The sequence below is a fragment of the Cupriavidus sp. KB_39 genome (assembly GCF_052114485.1).
Classification (GTDB): Bacteria; Pseudomonadota; Gammaproteobacteria; order Burkholderiales; family Burkholderiaceae; genus Cupriavidus.
Genome location: NZ_JBFREV010000006.1, coordinates 121,153 through 140,110, shown reverse-complemented (window position 1 = coordinate 140,110; position 18,958 = coordinate 121,153). Strand labels below are relative to the sequence as shown.

The 18,958-nt window shown below is 68.4% G+C and carries 22 protein-coding genes; 12 read left to right on the top strand and 10 right to left on the bottom strand.

Translation table 11 applies throughout. The annotated features are described in order from the left end of the window. Nucleotides 1-24: 24 nt before the first annotated feature. From AB4Z27_RS07040 to AB4Z27_RS07025, 4 genes are all read left to right on the top strand, one after another. Nucleotides 25-654, top strand: a complete 630-nt coding sequence (locus AB4Z27_RS07040) for a sigma-70 family RNA polymerase sigma factor (RefSeq protein ID WP_441591620.1) — start codon at nt 25-27, stop codon at nt 652-654. Between the two features lie 18 nt (nt 655-672). Continuing rightward, nucleotides 673-897 carry a zf-HC2 domain-containing protein gene (locus AB4Z27_RS07035; RefSeq protein ID WP_441591422.1) on the top strand — a complete coding sequence of 75 codons (225 nt, stop codon included), beginning with the start codon at nt 673-675 and terminating at the stop codon, nt 895-897. After that, a complete protein-coding gene (locus AB4Z27_RS07030; protein ID WP_441644137.1) occupies nt 894-1,109 on the top strand; it encodes a cysteine-rich CWC family protein in 216 nt (71 codons plus the stop codon). The genes AB4Z27_RS07035 and AB4Z27_RS07030 overlap by 4 nt, the downstream gene beginning before the upstream one ends. A gap of 62 nt (nt 1,110-1,171) precedes the next feature. Then, the gene (locus AB4Z27_RS07025) at nt 1,172-2,110 is read left to right on the top strand and encodes a LysR family transcriptional regulator (protein ID WP_092291387.1); all 939 of its coding nucleotides are present in this window, start codon (nt 1,172-1,174) and stop codon (nt 2,108-2,110) included. Nucleotides 2,111-2,118: 8 nt separating this feature from the next. Here AB4Z27_RS07025 and AB4Z27_RS07020 read toward each other — a convergent pair whose 3' ends face one another. After that, the gene (locus tag AB4Z27_RS07020; protein ID WP_092291385.1) at nt 2,119-2,616 is read right to left on the bottom strand and encodes a copper chaperone PCu(A)C; all 498 of its coding nucleotides are present in this window, start codon (nt 2,614-2,616) and stop codon (nt 2,119-2,121) included. 276 nt (nt 2,617-2,892) lie between these two features. On the opposite strand from AB4Z27_RS07020, the gene AB4Z27_RS07015 reads away from it, so the two are divergent. Together AB4Z27_RS07015 and AB4Z27_RS07010 are read left to right on the top strand one after the other, a co-directional pair. Then, on the top strand, nt 2,893-4,221 hold the full coding sequence (locus AB4Z27_RS07015) for an ATP-binding protein (RefSeq protein WP_441644136.1): 1,329 nt from the start codon (nt 2,893-2,895) through the stop codon (nt 4,219-4,221). Then, the gene (locus AB4Z27_RS07010) at nt 4,221-4,814 is read left to right on the top strand and encodes a response regulator transcription factor (protein ID WP_092291381.1); all 594 of its coding nucleotides are present in this window, start codon (nt 4,221-4,223) and stop codon (nt 4,812-4,814) included. Before AB4Z27_RS07015 ends, AB4Z27_RS07010 begins: the two co-directional genes overlap by 1 nt. A 33-nt stretch (nt 4,815-4,847) precedes the next feature. On the opposite strand, the gene AB4Z27_RS07005 is transcribed toward AB4Z27_RS07010, so the two are convergent. From AB4Z27_RS07005 to AB4Z27_RS06990, 4 genes are all read right to left on the bottom strand, one after another. Further along, on the bottom strand, nt 4,848-5,219 hold the full coding sequence (locus AB4Z27_RS07005; RefSeq protein ID WP_092291379.1) for a hypothetical protein: 372 nt from the start codon (nt 5,217-5,219) through the stop codon (nt 4,848-4,850). Nucleotides 5,220-5,462: 243 nt separating this feature from the next. After that, on the bottom strand, nt 5,463-6,794 hold the full coding sequence (gene hslU / locus AB4Z27_RS07000) for an ATP-dependent protease ATPase subunit HslU (protein ID WP_092291377.1): 1,332 nt from the start codon (nt 6,792-6,794) through the stop codon (nt 5,463-5,465). A 48-nt stretch (nt 6,795-6,842) separates the two neighbouring features. After that, entirely contained in the window at nt 6,843-7,379 is a 537-nt protein-coding gene (hslV, locus tag AB4Z27_RS06995) for an ATP-dependent protease subunit HslV (protein WP_092291375.1), read from the bottom strand. Nucleotides 7,380-7,589: 210 nt separating this feature from the next. Beyond that, nucleotides 7,590-8,576 carry a tripartite tricarboxylate transporter substrate-binding protein gene (locus tag AB4Z27_RS06990; protein ID WP_092291373.1) on the bottom strand — a complete coding sequence of 329 codons (987 nt, stop codon included), beginning with the start codon at nt 8,574-8,576 and terminating at the stop codon, nt 7,590-7,592. A gap of 358 nt (nt 8,577-8,934) precedes the next feature. Between AB4Z27_RS06990 and AB4Z27_RS06985 the strand changes: the two genes are divergently transcribed. From AB4Z27_RS06985 to AB4Z27_RS06960, 6 genes are all read left to right on the top strand, one after another. Continuing rightward, nucleotides 8,935-9,453 (top strand): Fur family transcriptional regulator, encoded by a 519-nt coding sequence (locus AB4Z27_RS06985; RefSeq protein WP_092292099.1) that lies wholly within the window; start codon nt 8,935-8,937, stop codon nt 9,451-9,453. A gap of 31 nt (nt 9,454-9,484) precedes the next feature. After that, nucleotides 9,485-10,579 (top strand): CobW family GTP-binding protein, encoded by a 1,095-nt coding sequence (locus AB4Z27_RS06980; protein WP_092291371.1) that lies wholly within the window; start codon nt 9,485-9,487, stop codon nt 10,577-10,579. Between the two features lie 616 nt (nt 10,580-11,195). Next, nucleotides 11,196-11,615, top strand: coding sequence for an RNA polymerase-binding protein DksA (dksA, locus tag AB4Z27_RS06975; RefSeq protein WP_008642844.1), 420 nt, complete (start codon nt 11,196-11,198; stop codon nt 11,613-11,615). A gap of 241 nt (nt 11,616-11,856) precedes the next feature. Beyond that, nucleotides 11,857-13,041: a GTP-binding protein gene (locus tag AB4Z27_RS06970; RefSeq protein ID WP_441644135.1), complete on the top strand. Its 1,185-nt coding sequence runs from the start codon at nt 11,857-11,859 to the stop codon at nt 13,039-13,041. Continuing rightward, nucleotides 12,974-13,459 (top strand): hypothetical protein, encoded by a 486-nt coding sequence (locus AB4Z27_RS06965; protein ID WP_255370704.1) that lies wholly within the window; start codon nt 12,974-12,976, stop codon nt 13,457-13,459. The genes AB4Z27_RS06970 and AB4Z27_RS06965 overlap by 68 nt, the downstream gene beginning before the upstream one ends. A 60-nt stretch (nt 13,460-13,519) precedes the next feature. Continuing rightward, nucleotides 13,520-15,661 carry a TonB-dependent receptor gene (locus tag AB4Z27_RS06960; protein WP_092292095.1) on the top strand — a complete coding sequence of 714 codons (2,142 nt, stop codon included), beginning with the start codon at nt 13,520-13,522 and terminating at the stop codon, nt 15,659-15,661. A 3-nt stretch (nt 15,662-15,664) separates the two neighbouring features. On the opposite strand, the gene AB4Z27_RS06955 is transcribed toward AB4Z27_RS06960, so the two are convergent. From AB4Z27_RS06955 to AB4Z27_RS06935, 5 genes are read right to left on the bottom strand one after another with little or no spacing between them, the layout of a single operon-like run. Next, the gene (locus tag AB4Z27_RS06955) at nt 15,665-16,213 is read right to left on the bottom strand and encodes a GNAT family N-acetyltransferase (RefSeq protein WP_092292093.1); all 549 of its coding nucleotides are present in this window, start codon (nt 16,211-16,213) and stop codon (nt 15,665-15,667) included. Between the two features lie 14 nt (nt 16,214-16,227). After that, nucleotides 16,228-17,169 (bottom strand): MBL fold metallo-hydrolase, encoded by a 942-nt coding sequence (locus AB4Z27_RS06950; protein WP_441591433.1) that lies wholly within the window; start codon nt 17,167-17,169, stop codon nt 16,228-16,230. Next, nucleotides 17,166-17,426 carry a DUF1289 domain-containing protein gene (locus AB4Z27_RS06945; protein WP_092291365.1) on the bottom strand — a complete coding sequence of 87 codons (261 nt, stop codon included), beginning with the start codon at nt 17,424-17,426 and terminating at the stop codon, nt 17,166-17,168. Before AB4Z27_RS06945 ends, AB4Z27_RS06950 begins: the two co-directional genes overlap by 4 nt. Before the next feature lie 8 nt (nt 17,427-17,434). Next, entirely contained in the window at nt 17,435-17,968 is a 534-nt protein-coding gene (locus tag AB4Z27_RS06940; RefSeq protein WP_092291363.1) for a YbaK/EbsC family protein, read from the bottom strand. Between the two features lie 37 nt (nt 17,969-18,005). Continuing rightward, nucleotides 18,006-18,938 (bottom strand): hydroxymethylglutaryl-CoA lyase, encoded by a 933-nt coding sequence (locus AB4Z27_RS06935; protein ID WP_092291361.1) that lies wholly within the window; start codon nt 18,936-18,938, stop codon nt 18,006-18,008. Nucleotides 18,939-18,958 lie beyond the last annotated feature (20 nt).

Here is an 18,958-nt window from a genome sequence, read left to right as displayed (position 1 = left end):
GGCACGCCCGATGCCGCCCCCGCAATGAGCCTCGATCCCGCCGAATTGCAGGCCGTGCGGCCCTATCTGCTGCGCTTTGCCCGGTTGCAGCTGCGCGACGAAGCGCTCGCCGAAGACGCCGTTTCCGAGACCCTTTTGGCCGCGCTGGAGCATCCGGAGCGCTTTGCAGGCCAGTCAGCGCTGCGCACGTGGCTGGTCGGCATTCTCAAGCACAAGATCGTCGATATCCTGCGCAGCGGCAAGCGCGAGGTGCGCCTGGCGCTGGCCACCGGCGACGATGGCGAGCCGCAATCGGAGCAGGACGCCTTCGACGCGCTGTTCACGCGCAACGGCCACTACCAGCATCCGCCCTCCGACTGGGGCGACCCCGACCGCACTTTCGAGCGCCGCGAGTTCTTCGAAGTGCTGCAAACCTGCGTCGACCGACTGCCCGCCAAGTCCGCGCGGATTTTCATGATGCGGGAATGGCTCGAACTGGAGACCGAAGAAATCTGTCAGGCCTTGCAGATCAGCGCGACCAACGCATGGGTGATGCTGTACCGCGCCCGCATGCGGCTGCGCGAATGCCTGGAAGTGAAATGGTTCGGCAACCGTGGTGCGAATACAACAGCCGCCCCCGCCGCGCCGTCGCGCTCACCCCACCCCTCTATATAGATAGGCCGAATTCGTCTCATGTCCGAACCCCGCCGCCGCCTGCTGCCGAACTGCGAGGAAATCCATCACCTGACCATGAAGGGCATGGACCAGCCCCTGACGTGGGGGGAGCGGCTGCGCCTGCGCGGCCATCTGGCCATCTGCGCCACGTGTACCCACTTCAGCGGGCAGATGCGGATGATGCGCGAGGCGATGCGGCGGCTTGGGCAGGATGGTGGCGACGGACCCGGCCCGAGGCCATGACCGATCCATCGACCATCCAGACCGGCCAGCTACGCCCCRTGGAGCGGTGCAGCCGCTGCGGCGCGGCCTTCGYCTGCGGCTACGTGGCCGGACTGCCCGAATGCTGGTGCGCCAGCCAGCCGCTGCTGCCTGCGCGGCAGATCGTGGCGGGCCAGCACTGCCTGTGCCCGGATTGCCTGAAGGCCCGGCGGGASGCCTCGCAAAACACTTGAAGCCCTAAAAATTCCGCTCGACGAATGGCATAACCGGACCCATCCGGTTTAATATTCKCCACATGAATAGCCTACGCGGAATCGACCTCAATCTGCTCGTGGTGCTCGAAGCACTGTTTGCCGAGCGCCATATCTCGCGCGCCGCACTGCGGCTGCAACTGAGCCAGCCGGCGGTCAGCCATTCGCTGGCGCGGCTGCGGCAACTGCTCGACGACCCCCTGCTCGTGCGCGGCCAGGGCGGGCTCGTGCTGACGCCCCGCGCGCATGAACTGACTGCCCCGCTGGCCGAGGCGCTGGCGCAGGTGCGTATCCTGCTCGGCCCGGGCGGCTTTCAGCCGTCCATGGCGCGCCGCACCTTCCGCGTGGCGATGTCCGATTACGGCGCACTGGTGGTGCTGCCCCGGCTGCTGCGCACGGTGCGCAAGGCCGCGCCGAACATCGACCTCGTGGTCACGCAAGCCAGCCGCGAGACCATGACGGCGCAGGTGGCCGACGGCGAACTCGACATTGCTTTGGGCGCCTTCACCTACCAGCCGGAAGGCGTGCGCACGGCGGTGCTGTTCGACGATGACTTTGCGTGTGCGGTGGATGCGGCCACGGTGCGCGACACCGGCCGGCTCGATCACGTGGCCTATCTGGCGCGCTCCCACGTGCTGGTGAGCGCGGCGAGCGAGCGCGGGGAGCTGATCGACGCTACCGTGGCGCGCCTGGGCGGTCGCCGCAAGATTGCGTGCACGGTACCGCACTGGAGCGTGGCGCCGGCACTGATCGCCGGGACCAATATGGTCCTGACGGCGGCGCGGCGTACGCTGGCGACGCTGGAAGATCCGCGCCTGACCATTTTCGAGGCGCCGTTCTCGATTCCCGGCTTCAGCTACAGCATGATCTGGCCCGAGCGGGCCGAGGCCGATCCGGGCCACACCTGGCTGCGTGAGCGGGTGCTGCAGGCGGCGGCAGCGCCGGAATCGGAAGCGGAGGCGGCGATCAGCCTGCGCGGCTGATCCGCGTCTTAGTGCTTGTGATCGCCGTGGCCGGCGGCGCCTGCCGTCGGCGCGCCGGCGGTCAGGTCGCGCACCTGCGCCTTGACCTGCTGCTCGACGATCTTGCCGTTCTGCTCGATCTTCAGCGTCAGCGGCACGGTATCCCCGGCCTTGAGCTGGGACTTCAGCCCCATCAGCATGATGTGATAGCCGCCCGGCTTGAGTTCCACGTCCTGCATCTGCGGCAGGTCCAGCGACGGCACCTGGCGCATGCGCATCACGTTGTTCTCCATCTTCATCTCATGCAGCTCGGCAGCAGCCACGGGCGACGACACGCCCACCAGCTTTGCGGACGCATGCGCGTGCAGCGTCATGAACGCGCCGGACGCCGACTGCGCCGGCACCGTGCCGCGCACCCAGGCATTGCTCACGTCGACCTGCGCCAACGCGTGTGCGCTGCCCAGCAGGCCGGCCAGGGCCAGGGTGACGATCGAGGCGGCGCGCGGCGCGCGAAAACGGGCTTGCATCGGTAACATCTCCACGAAGTCGACGGAATCGACGGGATCAACGAAATTCAACGAAAGGCGGCTATTAGACCATGGCGCTCCCGAGTCTGCCGGGCATGGCAACCGMCTAGTCTGGCAGCGCCGCGGGCCGGCCTGAATGCGGCAAGGTGTCGCACGCCGGGTCGCCGCCGSCGCGCGGCATGGCGGCATTGCTACACTGCCGGCATGCCGCCCTCCCCGCCCCTTACCGCACCGCCGACTCCCGCTGCCTCCGTCGCGCCGGCTCCCGCCCCAGCCATGCCGGGCGGGGCGCCCCAGCGCCACGGCCTGGTGAGCCTGCGCCGCCTGTGCTGGCTGCGCTGGGCGCTGCTGGCGGGGCAGGCGCTGCTGCTGGTGTCGTGCGAGTCGGTGGCCGGCATCCACCTGCCCTACAAGCCGCTGCTTTACCTGTTCGCCGCGCAGGCCATCTTCAATGTGCTGACGGTGGTCCGCCTGCACTGGCACGGGCAGCAGAACACGGTGCCGTCGGACGCCGAGCTGATGGCCCAGATGATCGTGGACCTGACCGCGCTGTCGGCCATCCTGTTCTACACCGGCGGCGCCACCAATCCGTTCGTCTCGTTCTACCTGCCCGGGCTGGCCATCGCATCGGCCATCCTGCCGTGGCGCTTCGTCTCGGCGCTCGCGCTCTATGCGCTGGCRTGCTATTCSCTGCTGCTGCTCGAATACGTGCCGCTGCACCTGCACAACCCGGACAACGCGGTGAACTACCACCTGGCCGGCATGTGGCTGAACTTCGTGGCCAGCGCGGTGATGATCGCCTTCTTCGTGGCGCGGCTGTCGGGCGTGCTGCGCCAGCGCGATGCCCAGTTGAATCTCGCCCGCGAGCAACTGYTGCGGGAGTCGCGTGCCGAGGCGCTGAACGATCAGGCGGCGGCTGTCGCGCATGAGATCGGCACGCCGCTGGCCACGCTGGCGGTGATCGCCGGCGAGTTGCGTGGGGATGCCTCCGACGCAGCGCGTGCGAACACGCCACTCGCCGACTACCTCCCCGATTTCCGCACGATGGAGCAGCAGCTGGACCTGTGCCGCTCGATCCTGGCCCGCCTGCGCGCGGACCGCGAACCGCTGGCGCCGCAGCCGCTCGACACCTGGCTCGCGCCGTTCGTCGAACGCTGGCAGTTGCGTCATCCGCAGGCCAGCCTGCAATCGACGCTGGCGCCGGACGCGGCTACCCACCCCGTGGACGCCGCGCGTGTGAGCCAGATCCTGACCATCCTGCTGGACAACGCCGCGCGCAGCCAGCAGGCCATGGGCCATGCGATGCGCCAGACGCCGCCGCTGCGGCTGGATATCACCGGCGATGGCCACGCGCTGCGCTTCGCCGTCACCGACCACGGCGGCGGCATCCCCCCGGCGCTGCGCGCGCAACTGGGCGAGGCGCCCGTCGCCAGCACGCACGGCGGCCAGGGCATCGGCCTCTACCTCGCGCAAAGCGCCGCGCGCCAGCTTGGCGGCAGCCTGTCCTGGCAGGACCACCGCGGCGGTGGCACCGTGGCCGTGCTGCGCCTGCCGCTGGGCGGCGCCACCCCGCTCAACCTCACTTCCTCCGACTTCCAACCGTGATGACAGACGCCTCCGCGCCCACCGACGCAACGCCCTTCCTGGTGATCGATGACGACGAGGTCTTCTCGGGCACGCTCGCGCGGGCGCTGACGCGGCGCGGCTATGCGGTGCAGGTGGCCCACCACGGCAGCGCGGCGCTGGCGCTGGCCGCGCGCACGCCGTTTGCCTACGTCACGCTGGATCTGCATCTGGGGCCGCCCGCCGAGGCCAGCGGCACGGCGCAGGCGGAATCGGGCCTGCATCTGGTGGCGCCGCTGCGCGCCGCGCTGCCGGACGCGCGCATCCTCGTGCTGACCGGCTACGCGAGCATTGCCACAGCCGTGGCGGCGGTCAAGCAGGGGGCGGACGAATACCTGGCCAAGCCGGCCAATGTCGATTCGATCCTGACGGCACTGATGGCGGGGATTTCGGAAGAGGCGGCCGAGGCGGCGCTGGAGGAGCCGACGCCGCTATCGGTGGCGCGACTCGAATGGGAGCATATCCAGCGCGTGCTCACCGAGCACGGCGGCAATATCTCGGCCACGGCACGGGCRCTGAACATGCATCGGCGCACCTTGCAGCGCAAGCTCGGCAAGCGGCCGGTGTCGCGATAGTCGCGCTAGGCGCGTCGGGCGACGCGAAATAACTTACAGACGAAGCTGGACGTAGTCCCAGCCAAGATCATCGGCGGACGATTCATGGTCCACGCCGGCCATGCGCACGGCGTCATTGGCGTGGCGGTCGGCCAGGGTGACCAGCTCGCCCGAGGCGATGGCCAGCGCCGTGGCGGCAGCCTGGCCACCGTGCGCGGCCTGCCGCTCGGGCTGGTCCGCGTGGACCGAGGCCGAAGCCGGGATCGGCAGCGCGGCGGCGGCGGCCGGGGTCACGGCGGGCCGGACGCACAGGAAGACGGTGGCGGCGGTGATGCTCGCCACCACGCTCGCGGTGGCGATGGCAACGCGGCGCTTGCGCACCTGGTTGCGTTTGAAAAAAAGCGTGCGCGAAGGTTGGCGCGACATAGGCAGACTCCCGGCAGGTGTTTGAAGTGAAATGCGGTGGCTCCCGCTCCGGTCCATCGACCAGCAAGGTGCGCAAGGGTCGCATTTCGACGAGGTCTGGCGCCAGCATGCTTACCAATGCTTACGGTCGTTACTGGCGGGAGGCATCCGCGCGGGCCGCTGACACATGCCGGTCAAGACCCCAAAACAAAACGAGCCAGACATCGGTCTGGCTCGTTGTTCCTTCAAATCCGCCGGGGCGGCTTACAGCACGTAGCGCGACAGRTCCTCGTTGCCGGCCAGGTCGGCCAGGCGCTCATCGACATACTTGCCGTCGATGGTCACCGTCTCGCCGGAGGAGCGGGTGGCGTGGAACGACAGGTCTTCCAGCAGCCGCTCCATCACCGTGTACAGCCGGCGCGCGCCGATGTTCTCGACCTTCTCGTTCACCGAGAACGCGATCTCGGCCAGCCGGCGGATGCCGTCCTGCGCGAACTGCAGGTCCACCTCTTCCGTCTTCAGCAGCGCCTGGTACTGCTTGGTCAGGCTGGCGTCGGTCTGGGTGAGGATGGCCTCGAAGTCCTGCACGGACAGCGACTCCAGTTCCACGCGGATCGGGAAACGGCCCTGCAGTTCSGGAATCAGGTCGCTCGGCTTGCTCAGGTGGAACGCGCCCGAGGCGATGAACAGGATGTGGTCGGTCTTGATCATCCCGTACTTGGTGTTCACCGTGGTGCCTTCCACCAGCGGCAGCAGGTCGCGCTGCACGCCCTGGCGCGACACCTCGCCGCCGCCCACATCGCTGCGGCTGGCGATCTTGTCGATCTCGTCCAGGAACACGATGCCGTTCTGCTCGACGTTGGCGATGGCCTTGTGCTTCAGCTCCTCCTCGTTGACGAGCTTGGCGGCCTCTTCGTCGATCAGCAGCTTGAACGCTTCCTTGACCTTCATCTTGCGGCGATGCTTCTTGCCCTGGCCCAGCCCGGCGAACATCGTGCGGATCTGCTCGGTCATGTCCTCCATGCCCGGCGGGCCCATGATGTCCATGCTCGGCTGGCCGGCGGCCACTTCCAGCTCGATATCCTTGTCATCGAGCTGGCCCTCGCGCAGCTTCTTGCGGAAGGCCTGGCGCGTGTTCGAGTCCTTGTCCTCGGTCTGGGCGAAGCCGATGTCGCGCGGCGGCGGCAGCAGCACGTCCAGCATGCGGTCCTCGGCGGCGTCCTCGGCCTTGGTGCGCACCTTCTTCATTTCCGATTCGCGCGTCTGCTTGATGGCCATCTCGGCCAGGTCGCGCACGATGGTGTCCACGTCGCGGCCCACGTAGCCCACTTCGGTGAACTTGGTGGCCTCGATCTTGATGAACGGCGCATCGGCCAGCTTGGCCAGCCGGCGCGCGATCTCGGTCTTGCCCACGCCGGTGGGCCCGATCATCAGGATGTTCTTCGGGGTGATTTCCTGGCGCAGCGGGTCTTCCACCTGCTGGCGGCGCCAGCGGTTGCGCAGCGCCACGGCCACGGCCTTCTTGGCCTTGTTCTGGCCGATGATGTGCTTGTCGAGTTCGGAAACGATTTCCGACGGGGTCATGGTTTGCGACATGGTATCCGGGGGTTCAGTGCGGTGCGGTGCAGCGCCAGCGGGCGACGCTTATTCCAGCGTCTCGATGACGAAGTTCGTGTTCGTGTAGATGCAGAGCTCGCCGGCGATGGTCAGCGCCTTCTCGACCACGTCCTGGGGGGCCAGCTCGGTGTTCTCGATCAGCGCCTTGGCCGCCGACTGCGCGTACGCACCGCCCGAGCCGATGGCCGCGATGCCGCCCTCGGGGTCCAGCACGTCGCCGTTGCCGGTAATGACCAGCGTGGTGTCGCGGTCGGCCGTGATCAGCATGGCCTCGAGCCGGCGCAGCGCGCGGTCCGAGCGCCAGTCCTTGGCCAGGTCCACCGCGGCGCGGGTCAGGTTGCCCTGGTACTTCTCGAGCTTGGCCTCGAAGCGGTCGAGCAGCGAGAAGGCGTCGGCCGTGCTGCCGGCAAACCCGACCAGCACCTTGCCGTTGTAGATGCGGCGCACCTTGCGCGCCGTACCCTTCATCACGATATTGCCGAGAGTGACCTGGCCGTCACCGCCGAGCGCAACCTGGTTGCCGCGTCGGACGCTGACGATGGTAGTGCCGTGATACTGTTCCATGGTGCCTTCGTGGTCCTTCTGTGATCTGTGGAGTGTGTCAGGGGGTAGGTGGCGACACGCAGCGCGCTTTCAAGAGCCGCACGCATCACAGGCGCCCGCCACGGGCAATCCCCACAATATAGAAGGCGCCGGGCGGGCGCCAAAACAAAAAGGCCACGCATCGCTGCGTGGCCTTCTGCCTTCCGGGCTGGCGCGGGGGTTAGTCCGTGCTTAGTCCGCGTACACCCCGGCCTTCTTGATYACCGGCGTCCACTTGTTGATTTCCGCCGTCAGGAACGTGCGCAGCGACTCCGGCGTGGCGCGCTGGGCCGGCACGGCCTCGGCGCCGAGTTCCGCCATCTTGGCGCGGAACGTCGGGTCAGCCACGGCCTTCTGYAGCGCGGCGGAGAGCTTGTCGATCACCGGCTTCGGCGTGCCCTTCGGCGCGTACATGGCGTGCCAGATCTTCACTTCCACGCCCGGCAGGCCCTGCTCGGCCGCGGTCGGGATGTCCTTGAACGCCTCCACGCGGCGCGACTGCATGGCCGCGTACGGCTTCAGCGCGCCAGCCTTCAGCTGGCCGGCGATGTTGGTGGTCTGGTCGCACATCAGGTTGACCTGGCCGCCCAGGATGTCCGTCAGCGCCGGCGCCGTGCCCTTGTACGGCACGGTGGTCAGCTCGGTCTGGATCGCGCTCTGGAACAGCAGGCCGCACAGGTGCGAGGCCGAGCCGATGCCGGCGTTGGCCATCGACAGCTTGCTGGCATTGGCCTTGATGTACGGCAGCAGGTCCTTGAAGGTAGCCGGCGGCAGTTGCTTGTTGCCGACCAGCACCATCGGCACGTCGGCCACTTCACCGACCATCTCGAAGTCCTTCAGCGGGTCGAAGCCCAGGTTCCGGTACAGCGCCGGTGCCGTGGACATGCCGATGTGGTGGATCAGGATGGTGTASCCATCGCCCTTGGACTGGGCCACCTTCTTGGCACCGATGGTGCCGCCGGCACCGCCGAGGTTCTCGATCACGATGGTGGTGCCCAGGTGCTTGGACATGACCATGGTCAGCTCGCGCGCCACCTTGTCGGTCGGGCCGCCAGCCGCGAACGGCACCACGGCCTGGACCGGCTTGTTGCCGGGATATTCCTGAGCCTGCGCCCCCGTGAAAACGCCCACGCCGGCAACAGCCAGCGCGGCCGCGAAATGCATTGCAACTCGTTTCATTACTGTCTCTCCTGGATACCCTGCTTTTCCCGTTCTCACCATCCGCCTTGCCTCCTCCTCTTTACACCCCTTGCCGCCGGCCGGGCCGCCCGGGAGGCGGCGCCGCCGGTCGCGGTCCATATTGGAAACACGCGGTGACCATCGGCTCAATGTATGGGAAGCGAACAGCAACTGACCCCGCTGACAGGCGGAGCCGGAGGTGGATGTTAGCAACCTGAAAGATTAGCGAGGTATAGGGGCTAACCCGCGAGAAAGCGGCGTTTTCGGCGGATTCGCCACGCTTGCGCCGCGCTCGTGCCGCGCAGCCGCTTACGCAACTGAATTGCATCGACCCGGGCGCTATGGTTAAATGGCCCGCATGACACGCACCATCCCGCATCCGGCCGCCCAGGCAGCCGGGCCGCTCCCCGACGCCACGCTGGACGCTGCGCAGGCGCGCCTGCGCCAGCTTGGCGCGCGCGTGACGCAGCCGCGCGTGGCCATCCTCGCCTGCCTGATCGACGCCGAGGACCCGCTCACGCACCAGGCCGTGATCGACCGCCTGCCGGCCGATGGCGACGTGGACCGCGTCACGGTCTACCGCGTGCTCGACTGGCTGGTCGAGCAGGGGCTGGCGCAGAAGCGCGCGGGCCATGACCGCGTGTTCCGCTTCACGCTGGTGGAGCACGAGGCCGCGCGCGCCGAAGTCCATCGCCAGCACAGCCATTTCCACTGCACCCGCTGCGACCGCACGTTCTGCCTCGAGGCGGCCGGCGTGCCCGCGCCGTCGGTAGCGCCCAAGGTGCCGCGCGGCTTTGCCGTCGAGCACGTGGAGCTGACCGTCAACGGCGTGTGCGCCGAATGCGGCCGCACGCGCGGCGCCGGCGACGCCCACTAGGCGCCGCAAACCTTTCCCGGAGTTCCAAGACATGTCCAAACTGATCCCGGTCACGATCCTGACGGGCTTCCTCGGCAGCGGCAAGACCACGCTGCTCAAGCGCATCCTCACCGAGCAGCACGGCATGAAGATCGCCGTCATCGAGAACGAGTTCGGCGAGGAGAACATCGACAACGAGATCCTGGTGCAGGACGGCCGCGAGCAGATCGTCCAGATGAGCAACGGCTGCATCTGCTGCACGATCCGGGGCGACCTGGTGCAGGCGCTGTCCGACCTGATCACCCAGCGCGACGAAGGCAAGCTCGATTTCGACCGCGTGGTGATCGAGACCACCGGCGTGGCCAACCCGGGCCCGGTGGCGCAGACCTTCTTCATGGACGAGGAAATCGCCGCGCGCTACTTGCTGGACGCCGTGATCACGCTGGTGGACGCCAAGCACGGCAACCTCCAGCTGGACAAGCAGGAGGAAGCGCAGCGCCAGGTRGGCTTTGCCGACGCCATCTTCATCACCAAGTCCGACCTGGTGCCCGAGGCCGAGGTGGCCGACCTGCGCCATCGCCTGCTGCACATGAACCCGCGYGCRCCGATCCGCACCGCCAACTTCGGCGAGACCCCGATCGACACGATTTTCGACCTGCGCGGCTTCAACCTGAACGAGAAGCTCGAGATCGACCCCGATTTCCTGCGCGCCGAGGCCCATGAGCACGATGAGCACGACCATGACCACGATCATGGCCACGTGCACGACGAGCACTGCGGCCACGACCACGATGACCACGACCACGGTCACGGGCATGGCGTGCACGATCACCACCACCATCACCACCACACRGACCACATCGCCTCGTTCGTCTTCCGCAGCGACAAGCCGTTCCACTACGGCAAGCTCGAGGAATTCCTGTCGGGCATCCTGTCGGTCTATGGCGAGAAGCTGCTGCGCTACAAGGGCGTGCTCTATATGGAAGGCGTGGACCGCAAGGTGGTGTTCCAGGGCGTGCACCAGTTGATGGGCAGCGACATCGGCGCCAAGTGGGAAGACGAGACCCCGGGCACCAAGATGGTCTTCATCGGCGTGGACCTGCCGCGCGATGCCATCCTCAAGGGACTGGCTGCCTGCCTGGCCTGAGCCCCTACAACCCGATGTGAAGCAACCGCCGCATCCTGTGGCGATTGCCGCCGGACCGGTTTCCGCCCACCCTTCCCCTCCTTTGGGCGGGGTACCGGGAAAACTCCTGTCTCTTGTCCGGCTTTCTCCCATATCTACGAAAAACTTGTTCAAGTACAATAGGCCGGATTTGATACGGGCGACGCACGTTTGAGCGGCGCCGGTATTGGCAGGGCGGCGGTCGTCGTCAGCATGAGGCGGGCCGCCGGCAGGCGCGGTCGCAGTGCTTCATGCGGAGACCGCCCTCCGCTTGGGGTACCTTGGCAACAGCGCCGTCACTCGTCGACGCGTAGAGAGAGGTGTCCCCATGACAGCCGCAACGAAGACCAAAGAAAGCCGCAGCAAGACAGGCACCGCTGCGGCGGAGACGCCAGACGCGCAGCCAGCAGTGAAGGCAGCGCCAGCTCCCCGCGGCAGTACGGCGCACGCCGATGCGGGCGAGGCCAAGGGAGGCACGCGAAGCAGCAAGACTGCAGCCAGCCAGAGTGAACCGACCGCACCGCGCAAGCGGGCGGCCACTGCACCCGAGCGGACCAAGACGCCGCCGGTCGCATCAACAAGAGAATCAGCAGCAACCATGAGCAGCAACAAACTTCTGACTGAAGCTGAAATCCTGAAGATGAGCGACAAGGATTACATGAACGAGGCGCAACTGGCCTTCTTCAAGAATCGCCTTGAGCAGCTTCGCGACGAAATCCTCAAGAATGCGGACCAGACCACGGAACACCTGCGCGAGACGGTGATCGTGCCGGACCCGGCCGACCGCGCCACCATCGAGGAAGAACACGCCCTCGAACTGCGCACCCGCGACCGCGAGCGCAAGCTGCTGAAGAAGGTGGAGCAGTCGCTGCAGCGCATCGAGTCCGGCGACTACGGCTGGTGCGAGGAAACCGGCGAGCCGATCGGCGTGCCGCGCCTGCTGGCCCGCCCCACGGCCACGCTGTCGCTGGAAGCCCAGCAGCGCCGCGAACTGCGCCAGAAGCTGTTCGGGGACTGATCTCCCGCCCCGCTCCGACAAACACGGCCCGGTCATCCGGGCCGTTTTGTTTGGTGACACATTGATGACGCGCCGGTGCCGGGCGGTTTGTCTCACGGCGGCCACGGCACTACCATTGGCAGRACACCTACCCACGTGGCCGGGCTGTCGTCCGGCGCGGCTTTCTGCTACAGTCGCAACCTTGTTGCAATAACACCTTGCGCGCCGCTTTGGCGCGCCCATCGCCGAAATCGCCCGTTCCATGGCTCCTCGTCTGCCCGTCACCGTACTGTCCGGCTTCTCCGGCGCCGGCAAGACCACCGTGCTGCAACACCTGCTCGCGCAGGGCGGCACGCGCGTGGCCGTGGCCGCGAGCCAGGGCGACCTGCTGGCCGAGGTGGACCGGCTGGCGCTCGCCGGCCAGCACGACTACGTGGTGGTGGAAGCCCAGGCCACCGAAGAGCCGCTCGGCATTGCCGAGGGCTTCGCCTTCGAGGACGCCCACGGCGACGCCCCGGCAGGCGTGGCGCACCTGGACACCCTGGTGACGGTGGTCGATGCCGAGCGCTTCCTGCGCGACTATCACGACGCCCATTTCCTGTCCGAGCGCGGCCTGGCCGCCCATGACGACGACGACCGTACCGTCGTGGACGTGCTGATCGACCAGATCGAAGTCGCCGACGTCATCGTCATCAACAAGATCGACCTGGTCGATGCCGGCCAGCTSGGCCGCCTGCACGCGGTRCTGCACGCGCTGAACCCGCGCGCSGACCTSGTCGATGCRAGCCACGGCAAGGTGCCGGCCGGGCGCGTGCTCGGSACGGGCCGTTTCGACCCGGACGCCACCCCGAATGCCGCCGGCTGGCAGGTGGCGCTGCAGGGCGAGCCGGTGCCGGCCGCCGCTGGCATGGGGGCCCTGCTGTACCGCCGGCGCCGCCCGTTCCATCCGCAGCGTTTCGCGGACCTGATTCATACCGAATGGATGCGCGAGCATGGCGACGTGCTGCGCTCCCGGGGCATCTTCTGGCTGGCCAGCCGCATGGACATTGCCGGCGACTGGCATCAGGCAGGCGGCGTGTGCCGCCCCGGTGCCGCCGGCGCCTGGTGGGCCGCGATCGACGCCGAGGAATGGCCGGCTGACRCCGCCTCGCGCGCCGGCATCGAGGCCGATATGGTCGATGACGGCCTGCCCGCCGAGTACGGCGACCGCCGCCAGGAACTCGTGCTGATCGGCGAGAACCTCGACGCCCCGGGGCTAGAAGCCCGGCTGGACACCTGCCTGCTGACCGACGCCGAACTCGCGGCGGGCCCCGAAGCATGGGCGGCCTACCCCGACCCGTTCCCCGACTGGGGCGACGCCTTCGGTGACGATCACGATCATGACCACGCGCATGACCATGACCACGATCATGGCGATGACGCGTGCGATTGCGGCCATGCGCACTGAAGCCACCTTTCTCGCCGACCGCATCGGCGGCCGGATGGCCCGCTGGCGCGCCCACGGCCCCGGCCTCTGGACCGCGCTGTGCCTCGTGCTGTGCCTGCTGCTGGCCCAGCACGCGGGCCTGATCCACCGCGTGATGCACGGCGGCCTGCCGGGCATGACGGCCCCGGTGACGGCTGAAGCCGCCACTGACAGCACCGACACCCATACCGACACCTTCGCGCTCAAGCTCGGCCTGCACTCGTGCGTGCTGTTCGATGGCGCGACGCTGGCTGACAGCCACCACGGCAGCGTCGACCTGCCGGTGCTGGTCTTCGGCAAGCCRGTCAAGCCGGCCAGCCTCGCCTGGCGTTGGCCCGACCTGCCCGCCGCCCGGCCCTTCCACTCTCGCGCCCCGCCTGCCTCGCCCGTCTTCGCCTGATCGCGCGGCTGCGGTGTGAACCGCCGCCCGCGCTTCGTCATCGAATTCGAATCGCGAGCCATGTCCTCCCCTATTCATTTCTCCTCGGCGGTGCGCCGCACCCCGCTGGCGGCCGTTGCCGCCTTTCTCGTCACCGCCGGCTTCACCGCTGGCGCCTCGGCTCAGGAAGCCGCGACTCCGGTTGCCCCTCAGGCCGCCCCGCAAACCCTCAAGGAAGTGGTGGTCACTGCCAATCCGCTCGGCAGCGACCTCAACGACATGGTCGCGCCGGTCTCCTCGCTCGGCGGGGACGCCTTGGCCGTGCGCCAGGCCAGCACACTCGGCGAGACGCTGAACAGCCTGCCCGGTGTGACCTCGACCTATTTCGGCCCGAACTCGAGCCGGCCGATCATCCGGGGGCTCGATGGCGACCGTATCAAGGTGCTCCAGAACGGCGGTTCCACGCTGGACGCCTCCACGCTCTCCTATGACCACGCGGTGCCCATCGACCCGCTGGTGGCCGAGAAGATCGAAGTGGTACGCGGCCCGGCCGCGCTGATGTACGGCGGCAGCGCCATCGGCGGCGTGGTGAATGTGATCGATAACCGCATCCCGCGCGACCCGATTACCGGCGTGAGCGGCGCGGCGGACGTRAGCGGCACCATCGGCGGCGACAAGGGCCGCAACGCCAGCGGCCTGATCGAGGCCGGCAATGGCCAGTTCGCCGTGCACGCCGACGCCTTCGTGCGCCAGACCAGCGACCTGAAGATCCCCGGCTACGCACGCAGCGGCAACCTGCGCGCCACCCAGCCGCTGCCCGAGGGCGAGAGCGAGGCCTACGGCAAGATCCCGAACACCAACGCGCACCAGGAAGGCGGCGCGATGGGCGGCGCCTACACCTGGAGCGACGGCTTCGTCGGCGCCAACTTCTCGACCTATCGCAACGACTACGGCACCCCGGCCGAAGCCGACGCGCGCATCAAGATGCGCCAGGACCGCTACGCGGTGGAGGGCGAGGCGCGCAATTTGTCGAACAACACCGGCGGCTTTATCGAGGCGGTGAAGGGCAAGTTCAGCTACACCGACTACGAACACCGCGAGATCGAGGACGGCGAGACCGGCACGATCTTCAAGAACCACGGCTGGGACGCCCGCCTGGAAGCCACGCACGGCAAGATCGGCAACATGACCGGGGTGATCGGCACGCAGTTCGGCCACACCAACTTCTCCGCGCTGGGCGAGGAGGCGTTCGTGCCGAGCACCGCCACGGACAACGCCGCCATCTTCGTGTTCGAGGAAATGCCGCTGGTGGCCTCGGGCGACCTGAAGCTGAACCTCGGCGGCCGGCTGGATCACAGCAGCGTCAAGGCCAGCGCCAACGGCAACGACCGCTTTACCGATGCGAACCGCAGCTTCAACGCGGGCAGCGCTTCGGCCGGGCTGCTGTGGAAGCTGGACCCGGTGTGGTCGGTGACCACGAACCTGTCCTACACCGAGCGCGCGCCCACGTTCTACGAGCTGTACGCCAACGGCCCCCACCTGGCCACCGGCTCTTACGAGGTAGGCGACCCCAACGCGAACAAGGAGCGCGCCACCTCGCTGGACCTGGGCGTGCGCTTCAAGCAGGGCGCGCATAGCGGCTCGCTCTCGGGCTACTACAGCCGATTCCAGAACTACCTGGCGCTGGTGAATTCGGGCAGCTTCCGCGACGCGGAAGGCAATGTGGTGGCCGCCGGCAGTGACGGCGCGCTGCCGGAGCTGCAATACCTCGGCGTGCCGGCCACGCTGTATGGCTTCGAGGCCGAAGGCAAGACGCGGCTGCTGCAGAAGATGCTGACGACCAGCGACACGCTGGACTTCGAAGCCCGCGCCGACTACGTCCACGGCGAGAACCGCAACACCGGCGAGGCCCTGCCGCGCCTGTCCCCGCTGCGGCTGGGCGGCGCGCTGGTCTACGGCGCCGGCCCGTGGGGCGCGCGCATGGACGTGAACTGGAACGCGCGCCAGAGCCGCGTGCCGAGCGGCGACACGCCCACCGACGCGTACACCACGCTGGGCGTGGCGCTGACGTACAAGCTCAAGGTATCGGGCGTGCAGACGCTGTTCTACGTGCGCGGCGACAACCTCACCAACGAGGAAGCCCGCAGCGCCACGTCGATCCTGCGCGACATCGCCCCGCTGCCGGGCCGCAGTGTCAAGATCGGCATGCGGACGTCGTTCTAAGGGTCAGCCCCCCGAGAACCACTCCGGCACCAGCGAGTACACCGCCGCCGCAACCGGCCTGCCGCGCAGGATCAGCCGGTTGCGGGCGATGCATTCAAGCGTGGCGCCGATCTTCACCGCCACGGCGCGGCTCGCCACGTTGGCCTCGGCCGCCACGATCTCGATGCGGGTCAGGCCGAGCCCGTGGAAGCCATGGCAGGCCATCATCGTTGCCGCGCCCGCCGCCAGCCCCTGCCGCTGRCGGCTCTCCCGAATCCAGTAGCCCAGGTTGCCGAGGTTGTCCTCCGGCCGGATCTGGTTGATCGCCACGCCGCCGTAAAGCTCCCGGCCATCGGGCGAGAACACGCCGATGTCGAACGCGGAGCCATCCGCCATATTGGCGTCGCAGCGCGCGAACCACTCCTGGGCGTCCAGCGTGTTGTAGTCATGCCGCGCCCACGGCATCCAGGCGCCGACGGTGGCCATCGACTCCCGCACCGCCGCCGCGAACGGCAGCACATCGGCCGCACGGAACGGCCGCAGCATGAAGTCCTTGCCCCGCAGCGGCGGCATCATGGCCCGGCGCCTCAGTCGCGGTTGTGGACGGTCTCGCCGTCCAGCGCCAGCGCGCCCACCGCCGCCAGCCCGCGCAGGGTCTGGGCGAAGACCGTCTCGAACGGCGTCTCGGCCATGAAGCGCGCGTGGATGCGCTGCATCAGCGGCGTGCCGTGCATCCACGCCAGCAGCGCGGTGCGCGACATCGACTGCTGCTCCAGCAGCTTGAACTTCACCAGCACCTTTACCGCGTGGCTGGCGTTGCGCAGCGGGTCGCCGCGCAGGTGGGCCAGCCGGCCCTGCGCGCGCGCCACCGCCTCGGACACATCGCCGAACACGCGGCCATGGCCGGGGATGACGAGGCGGGCGTCGAGTTCGGCGATGCGCGCCAGCACGGCGGCCTGCTCCGCGAAGCCGCTTTCGCCGTCGAGTTCGGGAAAGATCACGCCGAAGCCGTTTTCCCAGAGCGCGTCGCCCGAGATCAGGATGCGCGGCCCGGGGGCGAACAGCATGACTGCGTGCGGGTCGTGGCCCGGCGCGGCCACCACGTGCCAGTCGAGCCCGCCCAGGCGCAGGTGGTCGCCGTCGTGCAGCAGCGCGTCGAAGGTGAAGCGCTGGCACTGCTGGCCGGTGGCCACGAAGCTCAGGGCGTCGTCATCCCACGCGGACACCGCCGCCGCCTCGGCGGCCGGGATCGACGTGCGTGGCTGCCAGCGCGCCTGCAGCGCAGCGTTGCCGCCGCAATGGTCCGAATGGAGATGAGTGTTGATGACCTGCCGCAGGGGCCGGCCATCGAGCGCCGATGCGACCAGCGCCTCGGTCTGGGCGGCGTGGGTCAGGTAGCCGGTATCGACGAGCGCCGTGTCGCCAGTCTCGTCATCGACCAGCAGCACGTTGTTGGCCGACAGCCAGCCGCGCTCGAACACGCGGACGGACGGCGGCAAAGAGGCGGAAAAGGAAAGCGGCGCGTTCATGCCCCGTCTCCGCCCAGCCACGCCACGCGCGCAGGCAGCAGCGCCCAGACGCGCCGGCGCTCGGCATCATCGGCCTGGGACCAGCCGGCGATTTCCTCGATGGTGCGCAGGCAGCCTTCGCAATAGCCGGTCACCGGGTCCATCTTGCAGACGTTGCGGCACGGGGACGCCACCGGCGACGTCCCCAACGCGGCAGCGGCGCCGCGCGTGAGGTCGGCTTGCAGGCGGCGCGCGGCGGGCGGGAGCACGGCGGACATCGCGCGGGTCAGTTAGCCACCGGCGCCACCTGCGCCGCCACGTCGGCAACTTCGGCGCCGGTCATGGCCTGGAGCTGGTGCGGCGTGAGGTTGAACACCGCGTGCGGATGGCCGGCGGCGGCCCACAGGCTCTCGTAGCGGAACAGGTCCTGGTCGAGCAGCATCACGGGCGGCACGGCGTGGCCGATGGGGCAGACGCCGCCAATCGCATAGCCGGTCTTCTCGCGCACGAACTTCGCATCGGCCTTGCCCAGCGGGCCCACGCGGGCGGCCACCTTGGCCTCGTCCACGCGGTTGCTGCCGCTGGCGATGACGAGCACCGGGGCGTCGTCCGCCACGCGCCGGAAAATGATCGACTTGGCGATCTCCGCCACGCTGCAACCGAGCCCGGCGGCGGCTTCGGCCGAGGTCTTGCCGGTGGCCGGCAGCATCACCACCGGGCGGTCATGGCCGATGCCGGCGAGCAGGTCGGCCACGCGCTGCGCGGCGTCGGGCAATTCGCCGAGTTCGTTCGGCTCGTTGGATGCGGGGGACGCGCTCATGGGTGGATTCTCCTTATCTTTCTATATAGGGGGCAGCTCAGGTGCAGACCGCCGCGTCGTCCGCCGCCGCCCACTTGGTCAGCAGGGCGCGGCCCACGCGCGAGTTGTTCGGGCGGCCGATGGCCTGCGAGATGTAGTCGCCGGTGCGCACCACCGCCTCCAGGTCGATGCCGGTATGCAGCCCCATGCCGTGGAGCATGTAGAGCACGTCCTCGGTGGCCACGTTGCCGGTGGCGCCCTTGGCGTACGGGCAGCCGCCCAGCCCCGCCACGGACGCGTGGAAGATGCCGATGCCCACTTCCAGGCTGGCCAGGATGTTGGACAGCGCCTGCCCGTAGGTATCGTGGAAATGACCCGAGAGCCGGTCGATCGCAAACTCCATCGACGCCGCGCGCATCACTTCCTGCACCCGCGCGGGCGTGCCGACGCCGATGGTATCGGCGATGTCGATCTCGTCGCAGCCCAGGTCGCGCATGCGGCGCACCACGTCCACCACGTCGTGGACGGACACCTCGCCCTGGTAGGGGCAGCCCAGCGTGCAGGAGATGCTGCCGCGCAGCCGCACGCCGGCTTCCTTGGCGGCGGCCGCCACCGGCTCGAAGCGGGCGATCGACTCGGCGATCGAGCAGTTGATGTTCTTCTGCGAGAACGCCTCGCTGGCCGCGCCGAAGATCACCACCTCGTCGGCCCCGGCCGCCACGGCGCCCTCGAAGCCGCGCAAGTTCGGCGTCAGGGCCGAATACAGCGTGCCGGGGCGGCGCTGGATGCGYGCCATGACCTCGGCGCCGTCCGCCATCTGGGGCACCCACTTGGGCGAGACGAACGACGCGGCCTCGATATTGACGAAGCCCGCGTCGGTGAGCTGGTTGATCAGCGTCACCTTGACGTCGGCGGGCACCATCGCTTTTTCGTTCTGGAGCCCGTCGCGCGGGCCCACTTCGACGATCTTCACGTACTGGGGCATGGTCATGGCTGTCTCCTCGGTTCCTT